Below are 23,473 nucleotides of genomic sequence, written 5' to 3' on the forward strand. Positions count from 1 at the left end.
GAGTGAAATACCCTTTTTTACGGTGTGCCTATTCGTTGCAGTGATTGTCCGTAAAGTCATCCGAACCCTGAATGACTTTACAGTCGCAGTACGAGAGCTTGTCCGGTCTAATGAAGGACTACGGCTGTATTCATCTCTAGATTTCTTTTGTGAATTTCAGCCAGCAACAGTGCAATGAAGTCACATTCAAGTTTAAGCTCGATTGCCATCTGATAGGAATCCAAAAGCATTTCATCCGTCAGCATAGCCATCCTCGACACAACCTTTCCTTTTATTTCAAAATCTATTCTATCAAAATACCAAAAACGGAACAAGCGTTCTGTTATCCACAGTCAATTGTGGAAATCCTGTGTATAAATTGTTGGTAAGTGTCGTTAACCCTTATATGTGACAGGGGATAATGTGGACAATATTTATACACAGAATTTTGGCGATTAAACGCAAAAAAAATTTTTTTTATGTTTATACAAATATATTATATTTAGCATCTTGTTAATAGATTATAATGGAAACTTTTTGAAAAAAACATGAATTTATTGAGGCCTTGTGTTTACCTCTAAAATCCATATCCGTCCATTCCAATCAAGCCCGTAATCAAATCCCAGTTGTCCGATCCCGGGAAATCTCCTTTCGAGTATAGGAATACAGTGCTGTGTAAGTTCAACGATCTCCCGCCGCTTTCGTATAGCTAGCCGTCGCGGATATATCATCCGAAGTGCCTCTGTTCCCTTCAACAAAGTTCCTCCTTTGCACAGATTCGTTATGACCAGTCCGGGACGAGCATGACGCGCCACCACTGCACGAAACTCCCATTTCCCCCCTTCCTTTACGACTTTGACTCGATAGTCAACAGGTCTACCTTGGATACTTGCTAGTTGAATACCTTGCTGAATGAGATACGGACGTTGGATTCGGAGCTTATCGATTCCGACTACAAGCGCACTAAAATGGCTGAACCGATATGTTTGTTCCATACGCGTACAGGTATAGCCCCTCCCCTCCTTGGCCACGCGCATGACTCCGCCCCCTCCGCCTCCTTTTACGGGTTTTATAAATACAAAAGCATGCCGCCGCAGCATCATGCGCAATTGTTCTTCACTATATAGACAGGTTTCCGGTATATAAACGGCGGTATGTGGATGATGGAGGAGGGCCTTCGTCTTTAGCCATTTGCTGGCGAGTTGTCTCATCTAATTCTCTCCTTTCGCCGTCAGGTATACTTATACATACTCAATAGGGGTGTGCTATTCTTGGATGTTTGTCAGGATCATGTGTCTATTTCGACAAGATCATGGTGAACGGTAGCATGCACCGGACAACACTGGTACAATGACAATAATCTGAATACCATTTAGAACGGAGCAGTTGAATTTGCTGGCAAATGGTTTCTTTCAACAAGGAGGTCAACTCATGTATAGCAAAATTGGCATCATGGACATTGGCTCAAACTCTATACGTCTCGTGATCTATGAAATGACAGAGACAGGAGCTTATCGAATTGTGCAGGAATGCAAAGAAGCTGCTCGGCTGAGCGAAAAGGTTGGGGCCAACGGTCGTATGGAACGAGAAGCAATACGCAGCATCGCTCCATTGTTACGCCAATTTATGGAAGTTTGCCGTATGCACGGGGTTGTCCGAATGCGTGCAGCAGCAACAGCGGCCATCCGCAATGCGGCGAATTCGGACGAAATCGTTCAATGGATTGCGGAAGAGACAGATCTAACATTGGAAATCCTGAGCGGGGAGCAAGAGGGCTATGCCGGTTTTCTGGGCGTAGTGAATACAATGAATGTGAGTGACGGAATTATTATTGACATCGGGGGCGGCAGTACCGAAATTACGCTGTTCCGGGATCGGACACGACTGCATACAGTTTCATTTCCCTTTGGCGCAGTCAATATGAATTGGCGCTTTGGACGTGAGGTCAAGAATGGCGAATGGTCTCCTGGACAGATTGAGGAAATGGAGGGCTTTGTCCGTTCTTCACTGCAAAACCATGATTGGATCTTCTCCAATCCGGGTCTGCCGTTTATCGGGTTGGGTGGAACTCTCCGTACTTTGGCTAAAATCAATCAGAAACGGCGGGATTACTCGCTTCCTGTGACACACCATTACGAAATGACAATAGAAGATGTCGATTATTTCTATAGCAGTCTGCCTCATCTGCCCTATGAAAAACGCAAAAAAACAGCCGGCCTGTCCAAAGACAGAGCCGACATTATCGTACCGGGGCTCATTATATTGAAAACGATCTTTGAAGCTGCTCAAGGCTCCGCGTATTTGGTCAGTGGAGCGGGTCTGCGAGACGGCCTGTTTCATGAGCTAGTCAACGCTGAACAGCCTGTGGTGGCTAATCCGCTCATCGCGTCCATTCGCAATATCCTGTCGTTTGCTGTCCCGGTTAGCGAAGCGCATGTCAAGCGGGTTAACGAGTACGCCGTCCGGCTCTATGACACTTTAGCTGAAGGACCCTCAATCGCTATGGACAAACGCTTGTTACTGACCGCAGCAACTCTTTACAAGACAGGCGCAGCCTTGAATTACTATCACTTCCGCCAGCATTCCGTGTTCTGGATCTTGCACGCAGGCATTGGCGGCTTATCTCACCGGGAAACAGTGCTAGCCGCGCTGATCGCTGATTACCACCCCAAAAACCGGACCCCCCGCTTGCTGCGCACACATGCAGATATTTTGGAGCCTTCCGACGAAGAACGTGTACACCGGCTCGGCTCGCTGCTCCAGCTAGCAATCGGCATGGATCGTAGCGAATCCGGCATCATCTCCGACATCCATCCCACGACAGGAGACGATGCGCTGCATATTCGCCTGGAAAGCAAGAGTGAACCGATTCTGGAGCAACGGGAGCTGGTGGCTGTCGCAAAAGACTTTCAAAAGGCCTGGAATCTTACGTTGTCGTGGTCCATTCTTCCTTCTTCCAGTTTTTAACCTTCATCGCTTCGAATTGGCTCCTGATGGGAGCCTCTTCGTTGTTTCTTGCTACAAATTGATAGCTGCCATTCGGCATAAGCTGGCGCGCCTTTACATTATCTTTCAAGGATAAACGTAAAATATCCACTAGCATTTCTTTGATTCGGTCGTCATAAATTGGGCACATCAGCTCAATCCGGCGAGTCAGATTGCGAGTCATCCAATCCGCGCTGGACAAGAATAGCTCCGAATGACCTGCATTCTCAAAATAAAACAGTCTGGAATGCTCTAGGAAACGGTCTACAATACTGATAACCCGAATGTTCTCGCTAAAGCCCTCCACTCCAGGGCGTAAACAACAGACCCCTCGAATGATTAAATCAATCTTTACACCTGCTTGAGAAGCCGCATATAGTTCATCAATCATTTCCTGATTGGATAAAGAATTAATTTTGGCAATGATACGGGCTGGCTTGCCTGCAAGTGCTTGCTCCGCTTCCCTGCGGATCAGCTCAAACAGCTTATTTTTCATTCCCGTCGGGGCTACAGTGAAAGCTTGCGGTGTCTTGAGCGCCGAGAAGCCCGTAATTTCATTGAACAGCTCAGAGGCATCCTCACCCAGCACCGGATCCGCTGTGAATAACCCGATATCCGTATATACACGTGCCGTGCTTTCATTATAGTTGCCAGTTCCCACATGAACGTACCGTTTGAGCACGTTACGTTCATGGCGTACTATTAGAATAATTTTGGCGTGCGTCTTCAAGCCGACCAACCCGTATACTACATGACAGCCAGCTTTTTCAAGCGTACGCGCCCAAGCAATATTACGTTCTTCGTCAAAACGTGCCTTCAGTTCGACCACTACGGTCACCTGCTTGCCCGATTCGGCTGCACGTGCCAGAGCCGGAATGAGCTTCGATTCTCCATTGACACGGTACAGAGTCATCTTAATGGCCATTACATCTGGGTCCTCTGATGCCTCAATGATAAAATCAGTAACCGCATCGAATGATTCATACGGATGGTACACGAGCACGTCCCGTTTGCGAAGTACGTTAAAGATATCTTCTTGCGGAGGCAATTCTTCCGGATACAATGGTTTGATTGCCGGAAATTTAAGATGCGAATACCCCTCCAAATGATCAGCAAAAGACGACAAAAACGTCAGATCTAACGGACCGTCGATCTCAAACACATGATCGAACAGCTTGAATTCACGTTGAAGCTCCGTCAGAGCAAAGGGGCTAATCCCTTTCTCCACTTCCAGTCTGACCGGTGCTCCCCGCCGTCTTCGACGTAGTTCTTTTTCAATTTCTTCGAGCAAATCTTCGATCTCTTCTTCATTAATGGACAAATCAGAGTTACGCGTAACCCGAAAGGCATGAACCGCCTCGGGAATATATCCGGAAAACAGCGTTTGTATATGATGCTTAATCAGTTCCTCAATTAAAATAAATGATTTCTTCTTGCTATTGGAACGTAACGGCACCGAAACGACACGCGGAATATTGGAAGGCACCTGCACAATCGCAAAAAGCGGCTTATCCTCATCCGTATCTCCCGGACGTTTCAAGACAACTGCCAAATATACGTATTTATTATGAACCAGTGGAAAAGGACGGCTTTGATCGACCGCCATCGGTGTAAGCACCGGAAATATAATTTCATGAAAATATGCATCCAGCGACTTGCGCTGTGTCGTATTTAACTCATTATATTCAAGCAGCAAAAGACCTTTTTTTGTCAATAGGCGAGAAATATCACGATAGGTCCGGTATTGCTCGGATACCATCGAGACGGTACGCTTGATCAGGCGCTTGTACAAACCGGAGGGGGTATATCCCGTAAAATCCTTTTGCATAAAACCAGCTTTGATCTTCTCGCGCGTCTCTGCAACACGAACAGCCATAAACTCATCCAAATTGCTGGACACAATTGCTAAGAATTTGGCTCTCTCCAGCAACGGTGTATCTGCATCCTGAGCCTCCTGAAGCACACGGCGATTAAATTCAATCCAGCTTAAATCTCGGTTAAAGTAACGTTCTGACCCGGCTTTATCCTTCTTCTGACTCTCTATCAACATATGGCCTCCATCAATTTCATGCAGTATAGTTACCCTTTATTGTACTATTAGATGAAACGCACTAGCATCACAGAAGTGTAAACGCAATGTAAAATGTGTGTAAACACATAATGGATGTCGAAAAGGTCAAACGGATGCTTTACAAAAATAGCATTAAGCGGTACAGTGTTTACGTCTGTTTCATAGAGTATATTGACGAACCGTACCTTTTTCAGTTATTTAAGTTCATTATGATGTCTAATAACCACTTAGTAGCCACGTTCAATTGCTGATTTTCAAATGGCATGATATAGGGAGGATTTACGTTATGGAACCCAAGAAAACGCCACGTGTACTGCAAAAAAACATCGAATTTTTTACCGCGGCGCTGTCTCAACACCTCGTTTCGGTCTGGCAAGAAGACCCTGCAGGCGTATACTGTGAGATAGGCTGTGGCTATATCGAATTGTTCAGCAGCGAGATGATTCGGGTGCGCAATCAGGATGGGACCCCAAGCCATTATGACCGCAATATCACAATGTTTCAGCTAATCACGAAGGATCAGCCGATATAATTATTATATGCTATGTCTGCGCTGTTCTTCCAGATTAGAATGGTTATATGTTTAAACTACCAATTTTCATATCTGTTGAATCTTGCAGGTTTCTCCGAAAAAGCGCCATAGAGCGCTTTTTTTGTCGACTTTTTTTGAACATCGTTTGGAAAAGCAGTATGATAAGAAAGCATATTACCTAAATTTAAAGGGGAATCAACCGATGGAGCATACAACATCAGATGGGCGCATCCTGGTCATGACCGCGGTTGAAGGCGAACGGGAAGCTGTGCTGCGCGGCCTGAAAGGCGACACTCGCTTTGTGGTCGAACTGGCTGGTGTAGGCGCTCCGTCCGCAGCGGCTTCAACCGCGCTAGCACTGGCGACAGGCGACTACAGTCTGGTCATTAGCGCCGGAATTGGGGGCGGCTTCGTGGAGGCCGCTGCACTGGAGAGCGTCGTCGTCGCTGACGCGATTATTGCCGCCGACCTGGGGGCAGAGACGGCAGAGGGTTTCAGCAGCGTGGACGAGCTGGGTTTTGGCTCCAGCCGCATTGCCGTGAACGCTGCCACCACGCAGCGATTCGTTCAGGCGCTGCGTGATGCTGGCCAGACGGTCGTCGCCGGACCGATCCTGACCGTCTCGACGGCCACCGGCACGGCGGCAACAGCGGAACGCCTAGCCAAACGCATTCCCGGAGCTGCTGCCGAAGCGATGGAAGGTTACGGCGTTGCCGTGGCGGCCAACAGGTTCGAGCTGCCGATGATGGAGATTCGCACGATTTCCAATGCTGTTGGTCCACGTGACCGTGCAGCCTGGCGAATCAAAGAGGCTTTGCAAGCGTTGGAAGCCGCATTTTCTACATTAACGGAGGTTATATAGATGCAAATTGCTTTTTCACCTTGTCCTAACGACACTTTTGTCTTCCATGCCTTGGCTCATGGATTAATTCCGGGCGCACCCGCGCTGGACATTACATTCGCCGATATCGACATCACCAACAATCTGGCGATCACACCAGACGGACTTGATATCATGAAAATTTCGTATGCTGCACTTCCTTGGGTGCTGGATGAATACGCCCTGTTGCCTTGTGGCGGCGCACTGGGCCGGGGTTGTGGGCCGCTCGTGCTGACCAAGGAAGGTTCCACCGTCGAAGGTCCGGAAGCCCTGTCCGGCAAGCGTGTAGCTGTTCCGAGTGAACGCTCCACTGCTTATCTGCTGTTCCGCCTATGGGCGGCCAAGCATGTGCCTGGGGGTGTCGGCGAGATTGTCGTAATGCCGTTTGACCAAATTATGCCTGCTGTCCGTGACGGACATATAGATGCTGGATTGGTGATTCATGAAGCACGCTTCACATATCCATCCTATGGACTTAGCAAGCAAGTTGATCTGGGGAACTGGTGGGAAGAAGATACAGGACTGCCAATTCCGCTCGGAGCTATTATTGCCCGTCGTACGCTGGATCTGGATGCGATCACCAACTGGATACGCGCCTCTGTCGAATATGCCTGGAAACATCCCGAAGCTTCGCGTGAATATGTATTGTCTCATGCGCAAGAGCTATCACCCGATGTCGCCCAATCGCATATCGACCTGTATGTGAACGATTTTACCGCTAATCTGGGCGATAGCGGTTATGCCGCCATCGAAGCCTTGCTCGGTCGCGCCGCGCAGGAAGGGCTGGTGCCTTCGTTTGATTTAGCCAAACTGCGCCCTACGTCCACAACAACACGTTAAAAGGGGCAGACATGCCATGCGTGTTATCTCCTGAATAAAGCAGCTTAAACATATAAAACCTCCCGAACGAGCACATTGCCTAGCCATGCGCCCCATTCGGGAGGTTTTATGATTTCAATTCATGATGCAAATCTTCATGAGATCTCGCTTGATCTCTATTCTTAGCTCTGTTCTTGCTCCACGACCTCGGTCTTAAACACGTTATCCAGTTTGGTACCCAATCGTTTGACCAGCGGCACCTTGATATCCCGACTCAGCTCCTTGAAAAAAGCGTCCATGTCACAATTAATCTTATCCAACACGACCTTTACGGTGCCCTCTTCCAAAATCTGCTCATTCAGATCCTCAGGTACCGTAACCGAGATATCATACTTCTTGCATAACGTTTTAATGTAGCGGCTAAAGATTTCGATAAGCTCCTCATTGTTGAACTTCTCAACTGCAACTTGCCCTTTGTTCGTAAATTTCAAATTCACTCTCACGTTAGCATTTCCCCTTTTCCTTTTGACCATTTATTTTGGATAAACGTTGAACCCTTCAGAGGCTCTTCAAAGAAAGGGCCTTACCGGTCGTTTTAGACTCTTGTCCTTTGATATACTAAGTATAACACATTAAGTCCGTTTTCATTTCCCAACTTGTCGTTTTATGATAAAAAATGATACATTTTGCGCATTTTCAGCATAATTTCTTTCTTTTCATGCCAATCATTAGGAATAGTTTATACATAAATACACAAGAAAACGCCTATCTGGCAAAAGAAAGACGTCTCCACGTTGATGCTTAAGCAGTATGCATTTATAGAGGTTTCGTACATTCCCAACCGTGTGAACGATACTCACGCACAGCATCTCGTATATCCTCAATATCATCTGTATGCAGCAAAATGGCAGGTAGAATTACCCAGTACTCATTCTCCGCTAGATCAATAAATACGTCCTCGACATCATAATATTGCATATCGCCAAATGCCGTATCCCTGATTTTCTGTCCAACCAAAGGTGTAAAAGGGGAATCAAATGTTTTGGTCACCTTCGTATATTCCTTCACACCCGTTGCCGAGATTTGCTGTGAAACAATGACGCTCAATGGTGTTACCTCCCTGACCTAATAATGCTCATTATAACCTTCTCTCAGACCTTCTACAAAACCTTGCGCGAAAAAAATCATAAAAATCAACAGGCCAATGCCAATGGCGACGGAGCTGATGACGATAATCAGGATGCCCTGCGTGTTTCTTTGTTCCATCTTTCTAGTCAAAATTCCGAAAACAAGGCCGATAAGCCCAAACAAGCCTCCAATGACAAAAAAACTAAATACGAACCCCAAACCTGAAAAAATCCAGCCAAATAGAGCGAGCACCCAGCCCTGCGGCTGCGGCTCACTCTGTTTCATCTGCCAGCGTTCCCTCGCTGTAGGTGTGTATCTGTCCATTTCTTAGCTCCCCCGCTCAATTTACATTCCATAAGACAAAAATCTGTAATGCCCAGCATCGGATTAACGTTAGGTTCCTTCCTATTGCTGACCAGTGAGCTTAAAAGTGCCACCTTCCCGCTTACCAAGCGGATAATTTTGAACCGTCATTTCCACCTTCGTATTCTTATCCCATACCGGAAGCTTGTCAGATGTATTGTACTCTTTCATAGCTATGTTGATGACTTCCTCTGCCTTCTTCGTCAATGCAGCAGAAGACATATTATATTTGCCATAACCTTGATAAGCACCGCCAAAACCGAGATTAGGTTGGTTGTTCACATTCAGTAGCACACCCTTCAACTTGCCATCCTCTGCCACATTAAAAGTCACTTTTTCCAATACAAAATCATCAGTAACGACAGATGTCTGCTCTAACAGATGCGTTATGGATGACAGGTTGGCTGCTAATTTAACTTTTCCCAGTAGCGCCTCTGTATCATTTTGTTGCTTGGTTAAGACTTGTGTTGTCTGTTTTAGCGATGCATTCGCTATAGTTAAAGAATTGACCTTTGTATTCAGATTATAGTTCCATACCGCCAAGGCTATACAGCCTAGTACAGCTACTCCTGAAATGACCGTTGCCACAACTGCCAGCTTACGAATAGACTGTGGTTGCGACTCCATAGTCTGAGTATGACCGCTTAACTCTCCCATACCAAACTTCCTCTCTATTTATATAGTCACATTTTACTATTCTCCCCTCTGATATTCTAGTATATTTTTCCTAATTCTATATTTTCTAAGCATTTGTACAGGAATTCGTTTTATCAGCTTTCGAGCTTTGATTCGCTCTTTTCCCAGGAGAAGCTGTATTTACCAGATATACACTACCTGCAATCAGCACCAACCCTACTACAAATGTCAAAGTGAGGGATTCTCTGAGCATGACCATACTAAAGACCGTGGACAGTACCGGAATCATAAACGTATATGAGCCGACGGTTCCCGCATCTCCGTTGTCGATCAGTTTAAAATAAATCAGCCAGCCCATCGCAATCACGAATATTGAAATAAATAATAGAATCGTGATAAAGGAGGCTGTCCAGTGGATATCGCCCCATTTCTCGGTCGTAAACCCAATCCCGTTGAGTATGACCCCTCCCAGAATGAGTTGCATCGTCACCGCCCAAATGGAGTCCAGTTGTTTGCTTTTTTTCTTCATATAAATCGTTCCGAGCGCCCAGCATAGTCCTGAGGCTAGCCCCAACACAATGCCCAGCACAGACAAATGACCTGCCATTCCACCGGAGCTAATCACGATCACTCCGCCAAAACCCAGTACCAGTCCAATGACTTTCAGGGGAAACATACGCTCTCCTAACCACAACCAGGAGAATAATCCCAACAAGATCGGCTGAAGGAATACTAAAGTGGAGAACAACCCCGCGGGCAGATAACGCAGCCCTACCGTCTGCAAGCCATAGTAGCCTGCAATATTAAATATAGCCAGCACAAGATAAGTCCACGCATTTTGTCTAAGTCGTAAGGTTTTCCGGTTACGCATAGCGAACAACAGCAGAATTACACCACCCAGCAGCGTGCGGATTCCCGAAAAAAATATCGGCGGCGTATCTGGCAAAGCCAGCTTGGTCAACGGCCAGTTGATCCCCCATACCATCACTAATATCAAGACAAGCCACAACGTAGCTTTAGGCGTTAATTTTTTCATAGATGTCTCTCTCCTTAAAATTTCATTGCGCATTGCTTACGACTAAAATCTGAATAGCCGTTTGCAAAGTTTTGCTTTACTAGCTTATACTGTGGTCACTAATAAATAAAATGAATGTTTTCAATAAGGGAGATAACTTTTCACTTATGACTATAACTCAGATTATGATCTTTGTTCGCGTAGCTGAAACACTAAACTTTACTCAAACTGCTCATGAGCTGCATATGACGCAACCTGCGGTCAGCCATGCCATCGCTAGTATCGAGAACGAGCTTGATGTCCAGCTATTGCTGCGCGATCGAAAAAGAGGCGTGCTGCTGACAGATATTGGACACAAGGTGCTACTGCAATTTCGCATGATGCTGCAAAGCATGGAAAAAGTACAGCAGCAGGTGGCCGCTGAAAAAGGCTTGGACGTAGGTACAATCACGATTGGTGCCTTTCCTTCTGCCTCAGCCTATTTTCTGCCCCCCATTATTCATCATATTCGTCAGCACTATCCGAACCTTGTTTTCGATTTACATGAAGGCTCTACCAATGAGGTCAAGGAGTGGGTGCATACCAGAGAAATTGAAGCGGGAATCATCTTGTTGCCAGACCCTGAGGTAGATGTAATTCCTTTATGTCAGGATGACATGATTATTCTCTTGCCTGACGGTCATCCTTTTCAATCGCACGACAAAATCGCCATCCGAGACTTGAATCAACAGGAGATGATCTTTTGTAAAGGTGGACATGAAGTCGCCATTATGGAAGGGTTTGAACGCGAACAAAGTCAGTTGCAAGCACAATTTATTACTCACAATATCAGCACGCTGGTCAGCATGGTCCGACAAGGACTAGGTATGGGCATTGTCTCTTCACTCGCCTTATCTACGTTCCCCCATGATCTGACCGTCAAGGAAACCACGCCTCTAATCACGCGTCAAATCGGTATCGCTGTGCCTTCTCTACACAATGCTTCACTTGCTGTACAGTTATTTGTGCGAACCGCGCAGGAGCTGTTTACGGATTTAAAGCAATAGAGCAATGGTAACGGGATTTGGGTAGGTGTATAATGTTTCCATTACTTACTTGAATCATTGTCATAAGGAGGTCTATTCATATGCAGGTAAATCAAATCATTGAATACGAGGAAAAACTGCGTAAGGCGATGCTGACTAGTGATGTGAAGATCTTGGATGAGCTTATTCATGATAAGCTTATATTCGTGAATCACTTTGGACAGGTGTTGAACAAAGAAGCGGATCTGGAAGCCCACCGTTCGGGTGTTTTACATTTTACGGATATTCAAGTTCTTAATCAATCAGTAATTCCGCTGGATGATACTGTCGTTACGGTGACCCGCGTTTCTTTACGAGGAACGGTAGGCAATGATCCCATTGAAGATGAAATGTGCTATACACGCGTTTGGCACAATATAGATGGGGCGTTGAAGATCATTTCAGGGCATTGTTGCACGGTAAAATAAGATTAGTCGCGAATCCGCCATGGATGCGAAATCTGACTAAGGCAGGTGAGCAGCTACGGCAAGAATCTTCGTAATTAAATCAAATGGCACGGTGTAAGCACAAGAGCACTAACCATTTTAGGGATAGCGCTCTTCATTTTTACAGTCTTGTTAAGTCACTTGGTTGTAGCATCATACAAACGCTGTAAAAGGGTAACAGCTTCAGCACGTGTGACCTGTGCCTTTGGGCGAAGATATCCATTGTCAGCGGTAAGGACGCCCATCTTGGTAAGGGTGTAGAATGCTTCTGCCTTTTGATCCTGGAAATCTCCATCATAGGAGTACTCTTCTCCCGTTGTGTCGATGTACAGTACCGGATAGTAGGCTGAGAAATTGTCATTGTAATTTGCCTGACGAACTTTCATATCGTTGTACTGTGCAGCTGAGGAAATTACTTCGGCAATCTCAGGATGAAGAGTATGATTGGTATAATCTGTTCGAACAGAAGCAATCATCATCATATCCCAACGGGTCAGCGGTTTGTCAGGAGTAACATAGAATTGATAGTTTGGATATTTGCCCCCTACACTTTCAGCAAACGGCCACACATAATCCCCGTTGAATATAGCTGCAAAATCTTGATTCGCCCAGTGCTTGCGTGCATCTACAAACTCTGAGGATTTTCCAGCTGAATAATTGACTTCTGGAAAAAGTTTATGAAACATATGTACAAATTCTGCTTTTGTTATGGTTTTGCCTGGCTTGAAGGTCCCATCCTTATAGCCGCTGACAACACCTTTGTCGACCATCGAACGAATGGATTCGGCAGCCCATTCATATTTTGTACCATTCACATCAGGAAACGTATTTGCCGCCAATGCAGATTGACTGAACAACAGTGCCACCGCAACCACAGGGGTAATCAGCCATTTCTTTTTCAACATCTTGTTCCACTTCCTTTAGGTAAATTTACGTAGAAAATAGTTCTCCAGACTCAATGTTATATCGGTATTTCCTATGCAAAAGATGAACCTAAACACAAAAACGACCTTCGCAACGAGTAAAATTCGTTACAAAGGCCGTTATCCGTAACCTAAACGTGTATCTTTAGGAATAATTCAGACCACCATTCGAAAAATTAACAAGGCTCTTCGTTTGGTTTCCCTGCATCTGTAGCTGTACGGAAGCTTGAACCACAGCCGCATGTAGCTACAGCATTTGGATTATGAATTGTAAAGCCACCGGACATACCGGACTCTTCAAAGTCGATTTCCAGACCGTCCAGATAGCGGATGCTTTCCTTTTCCACGACTACTTTCATATCCTGTACATTCATATATATATCCTGATCCGTCTCGTTGTCGTCAAAGCCCATGGCGTACGAAAATCCTGTACAACCACCTGGCGTAACACCCAGACGTAAAAACATATTCGGCGTTTCCTGCTGCTCCAGCATTTCTTTCAGGCGTTCAGCAGCGGAATCGGTGATGTTAATCATAGCTCCATCCTCCTCTTTTACTTCATGCTCCCCTTCAGTATACTCTCTTATTTGCAGGTGCTCAAGTCATGGAATGTCCTTCCGTTACAGGCTTAAACACCTCTTTTTCTACTCGTTTGTATTGAACACCAGTGGTGTGAGGTTTATAATAGGTGAAGAGTGTGTTAAAGAAACTGTCGGAAATTTGTCATTTCAAAGGCGAAATTAAGAGACATTCGTCATTGTAGCCTGGCATTGTAACATTTTTCACATATCGTATATCCGCGCTGCCGGATTCTTACCGACGGAACGGGACATCCTGTGCGCATCAAGCGCTTGTGCCGCTAATTTGGCGGGCAGCCTCGCACAGAGCAACTTGAAGGAGGAATAGGCATGTCCACATTAGTTACACCTTTTACAGACCGCAGAATGGCGGAAATTGTGGAAAAGGTACAAAACGGGATTCGTTTGAACCTCGAAGATGGTATATATTTGTATGAAACTGACGATATTCTCACATTGGGCCAGCTGGCTAACGAAGCTAATTTACGCAAGAACGGAAAAAAGGTTTATTTTATTGAAAATATGAGCCTGTACTTCACCAATGTATGCGAAGCGCGCTGCGCGTTCTGCAATTTCCGCAAGGATCAGGGGGAGGAAGGCTCTTATACGTTGTCCGGACAGGAAATGATTGATTATGTAGAGCAACATATCCATCCAGGCGTAAGAGAATTCCATATCGTCGGCGGTCATAATAATCATGTACCTTTCCAATACTATGTAGATTCACTGAAAGCGCTGAACGAAAAGTATCCCAACGTTACACTGAAAGCATACACTGCGGCGGAAATTGACTTTTTCACACGCATAAGCGGCTTGAGTATTAAAGAAGTTCTTCAAGAGCTGCAAAAGGCAGGACTTCAATCTCTGACTGGTGGTGGCGCGGAAATCTTATCTGATGAATATCGGAAGAAGATGCGTGTTACCAAAGCCAATGTGGACCGTTATCTTGAAGTACATCGTACGGCCCATAATCTCGGTATGAAAACTCATACGACCATGCTGTACGGTTCAGTCGAAACTTATCAGGATCGTATTGAGCATATGCTGCAAATTCGTGAATTGCAGGACGAAACGAACGGATTTATGGTATTTATCCCACTGTCCATGCAGCCGAAAAGCAAAAACGCCAACATCATGCGTCGCAACTCTGCTTACGAGGATCTCAAAACCATTGCGATCAGCCGCTTGATGCTGGACAATATCGACCATGTTAAAGCTTACTTCATTAATATTGGTCCACAATTGACGCAGGTCGCTCTTACCTTTGGCGCATCAGATGTCCATGGTACGATTGTACGCGAGCAGATCAGCCATGCTGCAGGTGCGTTAACCCCTTCCGGCTTGACACGTAAAGAGCTAATCTGGCTGGTCAAAGGTGCTGGACGCATACCTGTAGAACGTGACACCTTCTATAACGAAATCGAAGTTTTCGAATAAGTGTAACATCGGATTCAGATTTCCCGCGTGCATTTTATCCCCATTACTCACACCATGCAGCCTCAAGCTGCCCCGGAACACACTGGTCTGTCTGCCAAAGGCAGGCCCGCTTTTCCGGGTTTTACAACAACAAAAACTTGTGGCTAGATCGACAAGACACCAGACCATTGCCGGGGACACGGTAACGAAAGGACGGCGGATTTTGATGAAAAATTTCGTTATTCTGGGGGGCGGCTATGGCGGCCTTACCATTGCCAAAGAATTGCTGGATAAACACATTCCCGACAATATTCAAGTTATTTTAGTGGATCGGATGCCCTTTCAGGGCTTGAAAACAGAATACTATGCCCTTGCGGCAGGTACCGTATCTGATTTTGATTTGCGGGTACATTTTCCCGATGAACAACGCCTTATTCGCAAATATGGAGAAGTCACATCGATGGATCTTGAGAATAAAATGGTCCATTTTCAAGACGGTGAGCCTTTGCCCTATGACCAGCTTGTCATTGCACTAGGTTGTACCGACCGCTTTCATAATACACCGGGGGCAGAAGAATACAGCTGTACAATCCAGTCCTTTAATCATACTCGCCAAACGTATCTGCGCTTGAATGAAATCAAGCCTTATGGACATGTCCATATTGTAGGTGGCGGCCTAAGTGGTGTCGAGATTGCTGCGGAGTTACGTGAAAGCCGCGCGGATTTGAATATTACGATTATGGATCGGGGCGAGCGGGTGCTATCAGCATTTCCGCAACGTTTGTCTGCGTATGTACATGCCTGGTTCAAGGAGCATCATGTGAATGCGCTAAACCATGTTGCGGTTTCCCGTATTGAGCCAGGAGCTATTTACAACCGTGACGAGCAAATTATGACCGATGCGGTTGTATGGACAGCCGGGATTCAGCCCGTTAAAATTGTACAGGATTTAGCAGTTCCTAAAGACCCTCAGGGTCGCATCGTGCTAAATGAATATTATCAAATACCGGATCATCCTGAAGTGTACGTCGTCGGAGACTGTGCGAGCCTTCCTTACTCTCCAAGCGCTCAGGCGGCAGAGGTGCAAGGAGAGCAGATTGCCCACATTGTACGCGACCTGTGGAAAGGCCAAACGCCTCACCCGCATCCTTTAAAGCTACGTGGTACATTAGGTGCGCTGGGCAAGAAGGCCGGATTCGGTTATGGCTTTATGGGCAGTACCTCATTGCGTGGACGAGTGCCACGTCTGCTGAAAAGCGGTGTGCTCTGGAAGTCCAAACGCCATTTTGGCTAATTGGATCTTTAATAAGCAAAAAGGACCTGCTTCCATAGCAGGTCCTTTTTGCTGGTGCATCTATGAATAATATATATTTTCTACAAGAGAAGGCTGGCCCTGCGGATGACTTCTATTTTCAATCCAAATCCAGGTTGTCCCATGCTTCGGCTTCTTTAATTTTGTTGAGAATCACTTCGTACAGAAGCTCTGCTGAATCTGCGGATACAATTTCACCGTTAACCATCGCATAAGGCTCAGCGTTACACTGACCGCAATTGCTTAGGCAGCCGTATTCAATCACATCATAATCTGGATTCTGTTCCAGTTTAGCCATAATCTCATCGGTACCAAAATGCATGTTACTGGTGCAAAATTCAATAATAGGTCTTAACATTTTTTTCACCTGCTTTGGATGACGGGCATTTTAATTTGGCCCGCTTTGTAATATAATAAACAAGGTATAGGAAAGGAGTTGAATTCTAATGAGCGAAGCACAAAGCGTTCAGATGTATGATGAAGTAGCAGACGTACTGGATAAGCTCCGTCCGTTCCTGCAACGCGATGGCGGTGACGTTGAGCTGGTTGACGTTGAAGACGGCATCGTTAAGCTGAAGCTGGTAGGTGCTTGCGGCAGTTGCCCAAGTTCTACAATTACGCTGAAAGCAGGGATTGAACGCGCTCTTCTCGAAGAAGTTGAAGGCGTCCAAGAAGTGGTACAAGTATTCTAATGCTAGATGCATAATGATCAGAGAGTCTTGAGTTCGGTAACGAAGCTCAAGACTCTTTTTTGTATTACAGCGTCTAAAGCTCTCTCAAGCTTATATGGTTGGCCTAATGGGGTCCAATCCTCCGGACACATCCATAATATTGCCTGTTATAAAATCTGAATGCTCCTCACACAAATAGCCGATCACTCGCGCAATGTCCTCTCCGCTTCCTGGACGCCCACGCGGTGTCTCTTTATCCCGCATGCCGATGACATCAGCAATCGACTTTTCCTTGTTCGCTCCTCGGATATCCCCTGGACAGATCATATTGACCGTGATGCCATAGGGAGCTTCCTCTACAGCTAGTGACTTCGTAAAAGACACCAGCCCCACCTTGGCAGCTGCGTAGACAGCCCGATGCGGCCAAGCCCTTGCTTCTCCAGCATGACCAAAGCCAAAATGAATAATACGTCCCCATTGCTGGCTACGCATGTGCGGCAATACCAAATGATCCAGCAACATGGTACCGACCAGATTCCCCTGTATCATGGCATGAATCTCAGCTACACTATAGTCCGCAAAAAGACGGCGTTCCCGGATGAAGGGTCCGGCATTGTTCACCATAATATCAACCCCGCCCAGACGATCCTGCACTTCACCGATCAGCCTCGTGATATCTTCCTGAACAGAGATATCTGCTTGTAAAGATAGACAGCGTACTCCCTTAGATTCAATTACCTGCTTAAGCGCTTCGGCTTCAACCTGGCTATGGACATAATTTAGTGCAATGTCACAACCTTCATCAGCCAAACGCAGAGCGGTCATTTTACCTAAACCTTTGGCACTGCCCGTTATGAGTGCGACTTTGTCTCTCAACAGTTTTCCTCCTCTTCACAGAGAACGGTCACCCCCAAGTATAAAATATTTAAGCAATCCCTACAACTCCAGCTAAGAAGAAACCCCAGTCCTCTTGTTCAAGAGAATCTGGGGTTTACGTTCAGCGGTTTCTTATTTTCTGCTTAAAATGCAGGGATAATTGCGCCTTGATATTTGTCTTCAATGAATTTTTTAGTTTCTGGAGATTGCAAAGCTTTAAACAATTTTTGGATCGCTTCGGAATCTTTATTGTCAGGTCGTGCTACCAGTACGTTAGCATATGGAGAATCTTTGTCTTCCAGTGCCAATGCATCCTTGGTCGGGTTCAGCTTGGCTTCCAAAGCGTAGTTCGTATTGATTAACGCAATATCTACTTCAGGCAACTGACGTGGCAGCATAGCTGCTTCCAGCTCTTTGAATTTCAGGTTTTTCTTATTTTCAGTAATATCTTTTACGGTAGCTTCAATGTTGCTTGCATCCTTCAGCTTGATCAGACCTTGTTTCTCCAACAGCAGCAATGCACGGCCTCCATTGGTTGCATCGTTCGGAATCGCTACTGTTGCACCGTCTGGAAGTTCATCAAGCTTTTTATATTTTTGGGAGTAGATACCGAATGGCTCCAGATGAACGGCGCCAATAGATACCAGATCCATTTTACGCTCTTTATTCATCACATTCAGGTAAGGTACATGTTGATAAAAGTTAGCATCCAGTTGCTTGTCGAACAATTGCACGTTCGGCTGTACATAGTCATTAAACTGAACGACTTGAAGGCGAACTCCTTCTTTTTCCAACTGAGGCTTGATCGCTTCCAAAATTTCCGCATGTGGCACAGGAGAAGCTCCAACTTTCAGTTCGACTTCACGTGGTGACCCGCCTGTATTTTCGGCCGCATTGTTTGTATCCGATGTAGTGCTCTTTGTACCGCAAGCAGCCAGTACCGCAATTAATGTCAAGCTCAATACAGCCAATACCCATTTCTTCATGTTGTTACCCCTCCAATAATTTGTAATATTCAGGATCAGACGTCCTGATCAATAAGGATATCTATATGTTTTCCCTATTTCCGAGTATAATGCCGCACAAGGCGATCTCCTGCCATTTGCAGCAATTGTACCAATACGACCATCAGTACGACTGCAACGATCATTACAGCCGTTTCGTAACGATAATAGCCGTAGTTGATTGCCAGCGTACCCAGCCCACCGCCCCCGATCATACCGGACATTGCCGTGTACGATACGAGTGTAACGACAGTAATGGTTAATGCGGCAAGCAGGCCCGGAAGTGCCTCACGCAACAGCACACGCCGGATAATTTGTCCTGTCGAGGCTCCCATCGCTTGTGCAGCCTCAATGACACCTTTGTCCACTTCACGCAGAGACGTTTCGACAAGACGTGCAAAGAAAGGGGCAGCCCCGATAACCAATGGCGGAATGGTTCCCAGCACCCCAGTCGAGGTACCTACCAACGATCGCGTAAAAGGAATAAGTGCAACGATCAAAATGATAAATGGTACGGAACGCAAAATATTAACGATGAAGGATAATACAATGTATATCACTTTCATCAGAGTCAACGAGGAGCGGCTCGCCAGAAACAACAATATACCGAGCGGCAAACCAATAACGAGGGTGAACAATGCAGATGCCCCGAGCATCTGAAGGGTTTCTAGAGTAGAATTCCCCAGCTCTTCCCAACTCACTTGCGAAAAATCAAGTTCGCTCATTGTCAATCACCTCCACATCAAGTCCTTGTCCAGATACTTCGCGCAGCGTATGCTCTATATCTGAATGGTTTCCTTCAAAACGAACGATCAGCTGTCCATACGGTACATTTTTAATCGTAGAGATGGTTCCCTGCAAGATTGCAAAATCAACACCTGTACTTCGAGCTGTACGCGACAGAATCGCATCATAAGTTTTGCTGCCCAAGAAGGAGATACGTACCACCTGTGCCGATTCCCCGCTACCTGCAGCTGCAATCGCTGCTTGTAACTCCTCGGGATGTTCTGCCTCCCGCTGGATAAAGTCCTTAGTTACCTGATGCTGTGGCTTCAAAAACACTTCCGCCACCGGACCTTGCTCCACGATATCGCCCTCATGAATGACGCCAACTCGATCACAAATGCTTTGAATGACATGCATCTCATGAGTAATCAATACGATGGTCAAATTAAAGCGTTGATTAATATCCAACAGCAATTTCAGGATAGACCCTGTCGTCTGCGGATCAAGCGCAGACGTCGCTTCGTCACACAGCAACACATGCGGATCACTAGCCAGTGCCCGTGCAATTCCTACCCGCTGCTTCTGTCCACCCGAGAGCTGTGACGGATATTTTCCACTGTGTTCTTTAAGCCCCACTAGTTCCAACAACTCACGAACTTTCTTGTCCATCTCCTGCTTAGGGGTATTTACCAGACGCAATGGAAACGCAATGTTGTCATACACTGTCGCCGAAGACAACAAATTAAAATGTTGAAAAATCATTCCGATTTTTCGGCGTTGCTTCTGTAACTGGGATTGACTCACAGTGGCAAGATTAACCCCATCTACCCATACTTCGCCTGAAGTAGGGCGCTCCAATAAATTAATACAGCGGATCAACGTACTTTTGCCCGCCCCGGAATGACCAATCACCCCGAATATTTCTCCACGCTTTATAGAAAGATTCAACCCGGACAACGCATTAACGCGTCGGTTGCCTTTACCATAATGCTTGGTTAATTGCTTAAGCTCTATCAACGTGCTGCGACCCCCTTCACTTCTTCCTTACCCTTTTAACCAATTGTCATCTCTCAGGATTGTATAAAATCGCTATTTATTTATACAAAAAAGAGCCCCTTTCACAGAATGAAAAGGGCCCCACCTTGCGAACCTTTTCTCATCTGCCAAAATCGCTATAACTCTAGCGGTTTTGTAGGAATTAGCACCATATGTTCCCTCCCGGTGCATTACACCGGGAAAGAACGGGTTGCCGGGCTTCATCGGGCCAGTCCCTCCACCTCTCTGGATAAGAAAAATATGTTAAACTCCAGCTTTAGCTGTCCGTTTAGTTTATATAAAAAAATAATTCAAGCATTTTTCTGAAACTAGGTTTCAGTATAGATAGTTTACATTGCTTTGTCAAAGGATATTTTCTGTCATAATTATGGGCGCACTGCCCGATTCTCCCATTGTTTCGCAGTATAAGAAAATGCATTTGATAGCGACCGGCATACCATTTCCAAGCCCTGCTGCAAATCTTCCAGATGGTGATCGAGGTCCTCCAGTTGGATTTTGCCATATAAAGCACGGTGACGTTGCCAGAGATCATCCTGCATTTCCGTGTTCATATAGTGTATCTCCGTATTTCGCCGCTTACGCAGGCGATTGATAGCATCGTTATATGTGTCCTTGATATCAATTAAATTATCGGTCAATATAGGATGCATTTTGAGATACTTCAGCTGTCGCAACACAGTAAAATACGAATAATGCGCCTTATACTGCCCTGTTTTCAAATCATACAGGTCATTCATCCAGTTACCCAACTTATCCAAAATAGAGAATACCCGCACAAATCCATCCTTATAAAAGAATACGTACAAGGCATAATCGGATTTTTCATCCTTGCTCATATCTTCAGCGTATCCGGCTTTTACTTTCATACGAAAAAAGGCGGCAGCATGATGGCTCTGCTCCAGTTCATCCAAAGACGACATCAGACCACGTGTTAAAATATCCGCCTTCCGAAAGTCATGAGTCGGATCACCACTGGCCTGGATTTGTCGTTCCAGCAAATGTAACATGTCTGACATGCTATTCATGGCATCCAGCAGGAAACCATTATTTACACGCGGGGGCTCGCCCAACAGCTTGCGTATCATGCTTCACGCCTCCTTGATATCTGTAAAATCCGGCTGTTAAGATGCTTTAATAGGCGTCAAGCGAAATAACTCGTCCATCGTTGATCTACAAGCTTAACAATATCTTCACGTGGCAGTACCTCATCAGGGTAGCCCGGCTTCATACGTGCATCCACCACAATCGGCAGCTTATAGTTCAGGTGATGCAAACGCACTTCGCTATCAGCGTACATATCTGTAGCCGGGTTAAAGCGTGTGAATACCGTCCACAGGAACGAAGCTTGGGAGCGAACAACTTCTTTGGCATCGTCCACGATAAAGACAAGTGGCCACTCTTGCTCACCCGCAGCTAATCGCTCCAATACACGCGCAGCGAGTTCAGGCTCCTGCTCAAAGGACGAGCCGGATACAACGAGGCATCCTCCGCAATAGGGTTCGATTTCACGAATGCCCGGCAGATTGCCGCCTTCATAAACGCGAGGCAATTCACGCACAGGCTCGCCTACCCCCATCAGAATCGCCTTGCTGCCGTGATTCAGCTTGCGGCCCGTGTAATCGAGTGTATCGTGAGACGTATGGTTGAAAATAAACAAATCTCTGGCTGGATTAAATCGTTCCAAAATGGTTTCGAGCAGCAGGTTAAAGTCGGATAAATCGATCACCCGATCCGTCAGCATCAGGAATTTGGTCAACGACAATTGACCTTGACCCAGAATGGTAAAGCCGGATACCAGCGCTTCACGGGAGTAGCTTTCACGTACGACTGCCGCTGCCAGCGCATGTACACCTGTTTCTGCATATGCCCATAACGACTTGACGGAAGGCATCACAAGCGGATAGGCGGGCGACAACAGACGTTGCAAAAATTCGCCGAGATAGTAGTCTTCCTGCCGTGGCTTACCTACAATGGTTGCCGGATAAATGGCATCTTTGCGGTGATGCATATGTTTGACATGAAACACAGGGAAATCATGTTGTAATGAGTAATAGCCAAAATGATCGCCAAACGGCCCTTCCGGGCGGCGTTCATGAGGCGGCACATAGCCGCTGATCGCAAATTCGGCTTCTGCCGGAATCCGGTGACCTCCGAGCGGGTCTTCCGTCATGGGCAGCTTGCCCCCCATAATCAGGGAAGCCAGCAATAGCTCAGGCAAATTTTCCGGGGCAGGAGCAATCGCAGATGCAATCAGAGCAGGCGGGCCACCGATGATGATCGTCGTAGGCAACGGCTCATTACGCAGCTCTGCTTCATGATAATGGAAGCCGCCGCCTTTATGGATCTGCCAATGAATCCCAGTCGTCTGATCATCATAAATCTGGATGCGATACATCCCCAAATTATGATCCTTGGACTGACCTGGCTTTTCGGTATACACGAGCGGAAGCGTAATGAACGGTCCTCCATCCTCGTGCCAGCTGGTCACTCTAGGCAGTGGAGCCAGCGGAGCATCAGTACGGCGAACGCCCAATACAGGAGCTTCGTTATGAGATACTGTTTTTAGACCTACTTTTAGCATGTCCTTAATCAGCCCACGTTCATTCCACAACGCTTTGGGGGTAGGTGGAAGCAACGTTTTGGTCGCACCTACAATTGCATCCATCAGTTGCTCTGGACGAGGGCCAAAAGCCATGTCCACACGGCGATTCGTACCGAACAAATTACTAGCTACAGGAAACGGGGTTCCTTTGACATTTGTGAACAGCAGCGCCGGACCTTCTTCCTCAATGACTCTTCGGTGGATCTCGGCCAGCTCCAAATAAGGATCGACAGGTGCTTCTATAATTTTAAGATCATTTTCTTTACGTAGCGCTTCAATAAATTGGCGCAAATTCTGGTAGATCAACTGGATGATTCCTCCTAAGCAAATCAAGCCCTCGAGAAACTCGTGGGCCTGGTTTGTTTCTTATGATGTTATTATACGTGTTCCA

At 46.2% G+C, this 23,473-nt stretch carries 26 protein-coding genes and 1 riboswitch; of the genes, 9 read left to right on the forward strand and 17 right to left on the reverse strand.

What is annotated here, in order from left to right; translation table 11 throughout:
• Window positions 1-107: 107 nt before the first annotated feature.
• Together OIU26_RS17360 and OIU26_RS17365 are read right to left on the reverse strand one after the other, a co-directional pair.
• Complete coding sequence (locus OIU26_RS17360; RefSeq protein WP_007431918.1) at window positions 108-251, reverse strand: sporulation histidine kinase inhibitor Sda; 144 nt, start codon at window positions 249-251, stop codon at window positions 108-110.
• A gap of 282 nt (window positions 252-533) precedes the next feature.
• Entirely contained in the window at window positions 534-1,190 is a 657-nt protein-coding gene (locus OIU26_RS17365; protein WP_264217521.1) for a YheC/YheD family protein, read from the reverse strand.
• A 220-nt stretch (window positions 1,191-1,410) separates the two neighbouring features.
• On the opposite strand from OIU26_RS17365, the gene OIU26_RS17370 reads away from it, so the two are divergent.
• On the forward strand, window positions 1,411-2,946 hold the full coding sequence (locus OIU26_RS17370) for a Ppx/GppA phosphatase family protein (RefSeq protein WP_264217522.1): 1,536 nt from the start codon (window positions 1,411-1,413) through the stop codon (window positions 2,944-2,946).
• Here OIU26_RS17370 and ppk1 read toward each other — a convergent pair.
• Window positions 2,906-5,014, reverse strand: coding sequence for a polyphosphate kinase 1 (ppk1, locus tag OIU26_RS17375; protein WP_264217523.1), 2,109 nt, complete (start codon window positions 5,012-5,014; stop codon window positions 2,906-2,908). The two genes, OIU26_RS17370 and ppk1, sit on opposite strands and share 41 nt — an antisense overlap.
• 307 nt (window positions 5,015-5,321) lie before the next feature.
• On the opposite strand from ppk1, the gene OIU26_RS17380 reads away from it, so the two are divergent.
• The 3 genes from OIU26_RS17380 (at window position 5,322) to OIU26_RS17390 (ending at window position 7,287) form a co-directional block, all read left to right on the forward strand.
• Window positions 5,322-5,567, forward strand: a complete 246-nt coding sequence (locus tag OIU26_RS17380) for a hypothetical protein (protein ID WP_016820022.1) — start codon at window positions 5,322-5,324, stop codon at window positions 5,565-5,567.
• A gap of 202 nt (window positions 5,568-5,769) precedes the next feature.
• Window positions 5,770-6,429 carry a futalosine hydrolase gene (locus OIU26_RS17385; RefSeq protein WP_264217573.1) on the forward strand — a complete coding sequence of 220 codons (660 nt, stop codon included), beginning with the start codon at window positions 5,770-5,772 and terminating at the stop codon, window positions 6,427-6,429.
• Entirely contained in the window at window positions 6,430-7,287 is an 858-nt protein-coding gene (locus tag OIU26_RS17390) for a 1,4-dihydroxy-6-naphthoate synthase (RefSeq protein WP_264217524.1), read from the forward strand.
• A gap of 161 nt (window positions 7,288-7,448) precedes the next feature.
• Here OIU26_RS17390 and OIU26_RS17395 read toward each other — a convergent pair whose 3' ends face one another.
• From OIU26_RS17395 to OIU26_RS17415, 5 genes are all read right to left on the reverse strand, one after another.
• Entirely contained in the window at window positions 7,449-7,769 is a 321-nt protein-coding gene (locus OIU26_RS17395) for a hypothetical protein (protein WP_013372898.1), read from the reverse strand.
• Window positions 7,770-8,082: 313 nt separating this feature from the next.
• The gene (locus tag OIU26_RS17400) at window positions 8,083-8,373 is read right to left on the reverse strand and encodes a hypothetical protein (protein ID WP_013372899.1); all 291 of its coding nucleotides are present in this window, start codon (window positions 8,371-8,373) and stop codon (window positions 8,083-8,085) included.
• An 18-nt stretch (window positions 8,374-8,391) separates the two neighbouring features.
• Window positions 8,392-8,718 (reverse strand): hypothetical protein, encoded by a 327-nt coding sequence (locus tag OIU26_RS17405; protein WP_264217525.1) that lies wholly within the window; start codon window positions 8,716-8,718, stop codon window positions 8,392-8,394.
• A gap of 81 nt (window positions 8,719-8,799) precedes the next feature.
• Window positions 8,800-9,414 (reverse strand): hypothetical protein, encoded by a 615-nt coding sequence (locus OIU26_RS17410; protein WP_264217526.1) that lies wholly within the window; start codon window positions 9,412-9,414, stop codon window positions 8,800-8,802.
• Between the two features lie 85 nt (window positions 9,415-9,499).
• A complete protein-coding gene (locus OIU26_RS17415; protein ID WP_264217527.1) occupies window positions 9,500-10,429 on the reverse strand; it encodes a DMT family transporter in 930 nt (309 codons plus the stop codon).
• A 146-nt stretch (window positions 10,430-10,575) separates the two neighbouring features.
• On the opposite strand from OIU26_RS17415, the gene OIU26_RS17420 reads away from it, so the two are divergent.
• Complete coding sequence (locus OIU26_RS17420) at window positions 10,576-11,454, forward strand: LysR family transcriptional regulator (protein WP_264217528.1); 879 nt, start codon at window positions 10,576-10,578, stop codon at window positions 11,452-11,454.
• Between the two features lie 80 nt (window positions 11,455-11,534).
• A complete protein-coding gene (locus tag OIU26_RS17425) occupies window positions 11,535-11,900 on the forward strand; it encodes a nuclear transport factor 2 family protein (protein ID WP_264217529.1) in 366 nt (121 codons plus the stop codon).
• Window positions 11,901-12,055: 155 nt separating this feature from the next.
• On the opposite strand, the gene OIU26_RS17430 is transcribed toward OIU26_RS17425, so the two are convergent.
• Together OIU26_RS17430 and OIU26_RS17435 are read right to left on the reverse strand one after the other, a co-directional pair.
• Window positions 12,056-12,823 (reverse strand): S-layer homology domain-containing protein, encoded by a 768-nt coding sequence (locus OIU26_RS17430; RefSeq protein ID WP_264217530.1) that lies wholly within the window; start codon window positions 12,821-12,823, stop codon window positions 12,056-12,058.
• Window positions 12,824-13,017: 194 nt separating this feature from the next.
• Window positions 13,018-13,377, reverse strand: a complete 360-nt coding sequence (locus OIU26_RS17435) for a HesB/IscA family protein (protein ID WP_264217531.1) — start codon at window positions 13,375-13,377, stop codon at window positions 13,018-13,020.
• A 372-nt stretch (window positions 13,378-13,749) separates the two neighbouring features.
• On the opposite strand from OIU26_RS17435, the gene mqnE reads away from it, so the two are divergent.
• Window positions 13,750-14,856, forward strand: coding sequence for an aminofutalosine synthase MqnE (mqnE, locus tag OIU26_RS17440; RefSeq protein ID WP_013372907.1), 1,107 nt, complete (start codon window positions 13,750-13,752; stop codon window positions 14,854-14,856).
• Window positions 14,857-15,061: 205 nt separating this feature from the next.
• Window positions 15,062-16,129 (forward strand): NAD(P)/FAD-dependent oxidoreductase, encoded by a 1,068-nt coding sequence (locus OIU26_RS17445; RefSeq protein ID WP_013372908.1) that lies wholly within the window; start codon window positions 15,062-15,064, stop codon window positions 16,127-16,129.
• Window positions 16,130-16,247: 118 nt separating this feature from the next.
• Here the strand turns inward: OIU26_RS17445 and OIU26_RS17450 are convergent, their stop codons facing one another.
• On the reverse strand, window positions 16,248-16,505 hold the full coding sequence (locus OIU26_RS17450) for a YuzB family protein (RefSeq protein WP_013372909.1): 258 nt from the start codon (window positions 16,503-16,505) through the stop codon (window positions 16,248-16,250).
• Window positions 16,506-16,593: 88 nt separating this feature from the next.
• Between OIU26_RS17450 and OIU26_RS17455 the strand changes: the two genes are divergently transcribed.
• Entirely contained in the window at window positions 16,594-16,839 is a 246-nt protein-coding gene (locus OIU26_RS17455; RefSeq protein WP_013372910.1) for a NifU family protein, read from the forward strand.
• Between the two features lie 90 nt (window positions 16,840-16,929).
• Here the strand turns inward: OIU26_RS17455 and OIU26_RS17460 are convergent, their stop codons facing one another.
• The 6 genes from OIU26_RS17460 to OIU26_RS17485 form a co-directional block, all read right to left on the reverse strand.
• Window positions 16,930-17,694 carry an SDR family oxidoreductase gene (locus OIU26_RS17460; RefSeq protein ID WP_264217532.1) on the reverse strand — a complete coding sequence of 255 codons (765 nt, stop codon included), beginning with the start codon at window positions 17,692-17,694 and terminating at the stop codon, window positions 16,930-16,932.
• 143 nt (window positions 17,695-17,837) lie between these two features.
• Window positions 17,838-18,680: a MetQ/NlpA family ABC transporter substrate-binding protein gene (locus tag OIU26_RS17465; protein WP_013372912.1), complete on the reverse strand. Its 843-nt coding sequence runs from the start codon at window positions 18,678-18,680 to the stop codon at window positions 17,838-17,840.
• 74 nt (window positions 18,681-18,754) lie between these two features.
• A complete protein-coding gene (locus OIU26_RS17470; protein ID WP_013311839.1) occupies window positions 18,755-19,423 on the reverse strand; it encodes a methionine ABC transporter permease in 669 nt (222 codons plus the stop codon).
• A complete protein-coding gene (locus OIU26_RS17475; RefSeq protein WP_264217533.1) occupies window positions 19,410-20,441 on the reverse strand; it encodes a methionine ABC transporter ATP-binding protein in 1,032 nt (343 codons plus the stop codon). The genes OIU26_RS17470 and OIU26_RS17475 overlap by 14 nt, the downstream gene beginning before the upstream one ends.
• A gap of 136 nt (window positions 20,442-20,577) precedes the next feature.
• Window positions 20,578-20,716, reverse strand: a riboswitch (SAM riboswitch).
• Between the two features lie 129 nt (window positions 20,717-20,845).
• Complete coding sequence (locus OIU26_RS17480; RefSeq protein WP_025674141.1) at window positions 20,846-21,565, reverse strand: Cthe_2314 family HEPN domain-containing protein; 720 nt, start codon at window positions 21,563-21,565, stop codon at window positions 20,846-20,848.
• Window positions 21,566-21,621: 56 nt separating this feature from the next.
• On the reverse strand, window positions 21,622-23,388 hold the full coding sequence (locus OIU26_RS17485; protein WP_264217534.1) for a UbiD family decarboxylase: 1,767 nt from the start codon (window positions 23,386-23,388) through the stop codon (window positions 21,622-21,624).
• Window positions 23,389-23,473: the final 85 nt, after the last annotated feature.

The sequence above is a fragment of the Paenibacillus sp. BT-177 genome, assembly GCF_025846815.2.
In the GTDB taxonomy this organism is placed as follows: Bacteria; Bacillota; Bacilli; order Paenibacillales; family Paenibacillaceae; genus Paenibacillus; species Paenibacillus polymyxa_C.

Coding starts and splice junctions, on each gene's coding strand:
- OIU26_RS17390 (WP_264217524.1), top strand. CDS start 6,430: ATGCAAATTGCTTTTTCACCTTGTCCTAACGACACTTTTGTCTTCCAT.
- mqnE (WP_013372907.1), top strand. CDS start 13,750: ATGTCCACATTAGTTACACCTTTTACAGACCGCAGAATGGCGGAAATT.
- OIU26_RS17380 (WP_016820022.1), top strand. CDS start 5,322: ATGGAACCCAAGAAAACGCCACGTGTACTGCAAAAAAACATCGAATTT.
- OIU26_RS17360 (WP_007431918.1), bottom strand. CDS start 251: ATGGCTATGCTGACGGATGAAATGCTTTTGGATTCCTATCAGATGGCA.
- OIU26_RS17430 (WP_264217530.1), bottom strand. CDS start 12,823: ATGTTGAAAAAGAAATGGCTGATTACCCCTGTGGTTGCGGTGGCACTG.
- OIU26_RS17415 (WP_264217527.1), bottom strand. CDS start 10,429: ATGAAAAAATTAACGCCTAAAGCTACGTTGTGGCTTGTCTTGATATTA.
- OIU26_RS17425 (WP_264217529.1), top strand. CDS start 11,535: ATGCAGGTAAATCAAATCATTGAATACGAGGAAAAACTGCGTAAGGCG.
- OIU26_RS17410 (WP_264217526.1), bottom strand. CDS start 9,414: ATGGGAGAGTTAAGCGGTCATACTCAGACTATGGAGTCGCAACCACAG.
- OIU26_RS17445 (WP_013372908.1), top strand. CDS start 15,062: ATGAAAAATTTCGTTATTCTGGGGGGCGGCTATGGCGGCCTTACCATT.
- OIU26_RS17365 (WP_264217521.1), bottom strand. CDS start 1,190: ATGAGACAACTCGCCAGCAAATGGCTAAAGACGAAGGCCCTCCTCCAT.
- OIU26_RS17455 (WP_013372910.1), top strand. CDS start 16,594: ATGAGCGAAGCACAAAGCGTTCAGATGTATGATGAAGTAGCAGACGTA.
- OIU26_RS17480 (WP_025674141.1), bottom strand. CDS start 21,565: ATGATACGCAAGCTGTTGGGCGAGCCCCCGCGTGTAAATAATGGTTTC.
- OIU26_RS17405 (WP_264217525.1), bottom strand. CDS start 8,718: ATGGACAGATACACACCTACAGCGAGGGAACGCTGGCAGATGAAACAG.
- OIU26_RS17420 (WP_264217528.1), top strand. CDS start 10,576: ATGACTATAACTCAGATTATGATCTTTGTTCGCGTAGCTGAAACACTA.
- OIU26_RS17450 (WP_013372909.1), bottom strand. CDS start 16,505: ATGTTAAGACCTATTATTGAATTTTGCACCAGTAACATGCATTTTGGT.
- OIU26_RS17435 (WP_264217531.1), bottom strand. CDS start 13,377: ATGATTAACATCACCGATTCCGCTGCTGAACGCCTGAAAGAAATGCTG.
- OIU26_RS17370 (WP_264217522.1), top strand. CDS start 1,411: ATGTATAGCAAAATTGGCATCATGGACATTGGCTCAAACTCTATACGT.
- OIU26_RS17465 (WP_013372912.1), bottom strand. CDS start 18,680: ATGAAGAAATGGGTATTGGCTGTATTGAGCTTGACATTAATTGCGGTA.
- ppk1 (WP_264217523.1), bottom strand. CDS start 5,014: ATGTTGATAGAGAGTCAGAAGAAGGATAAAGCCGGGTCAGAACGTTAC.
- OIU26_RS17385 (WP_264217573.1), top strand. CDS start 5,770: ATGGAGCATACAACATCAGATGGGCGCATCCTGGTCATGACCGCGGTT.
- OIU26_RS17470 (WP_013311839.1), bottom strand. CDS start 19,423: ATGAGCGAACTTGATTTTTCGCAAGTGAGTTGGGAAGAGCTGGGGAAT.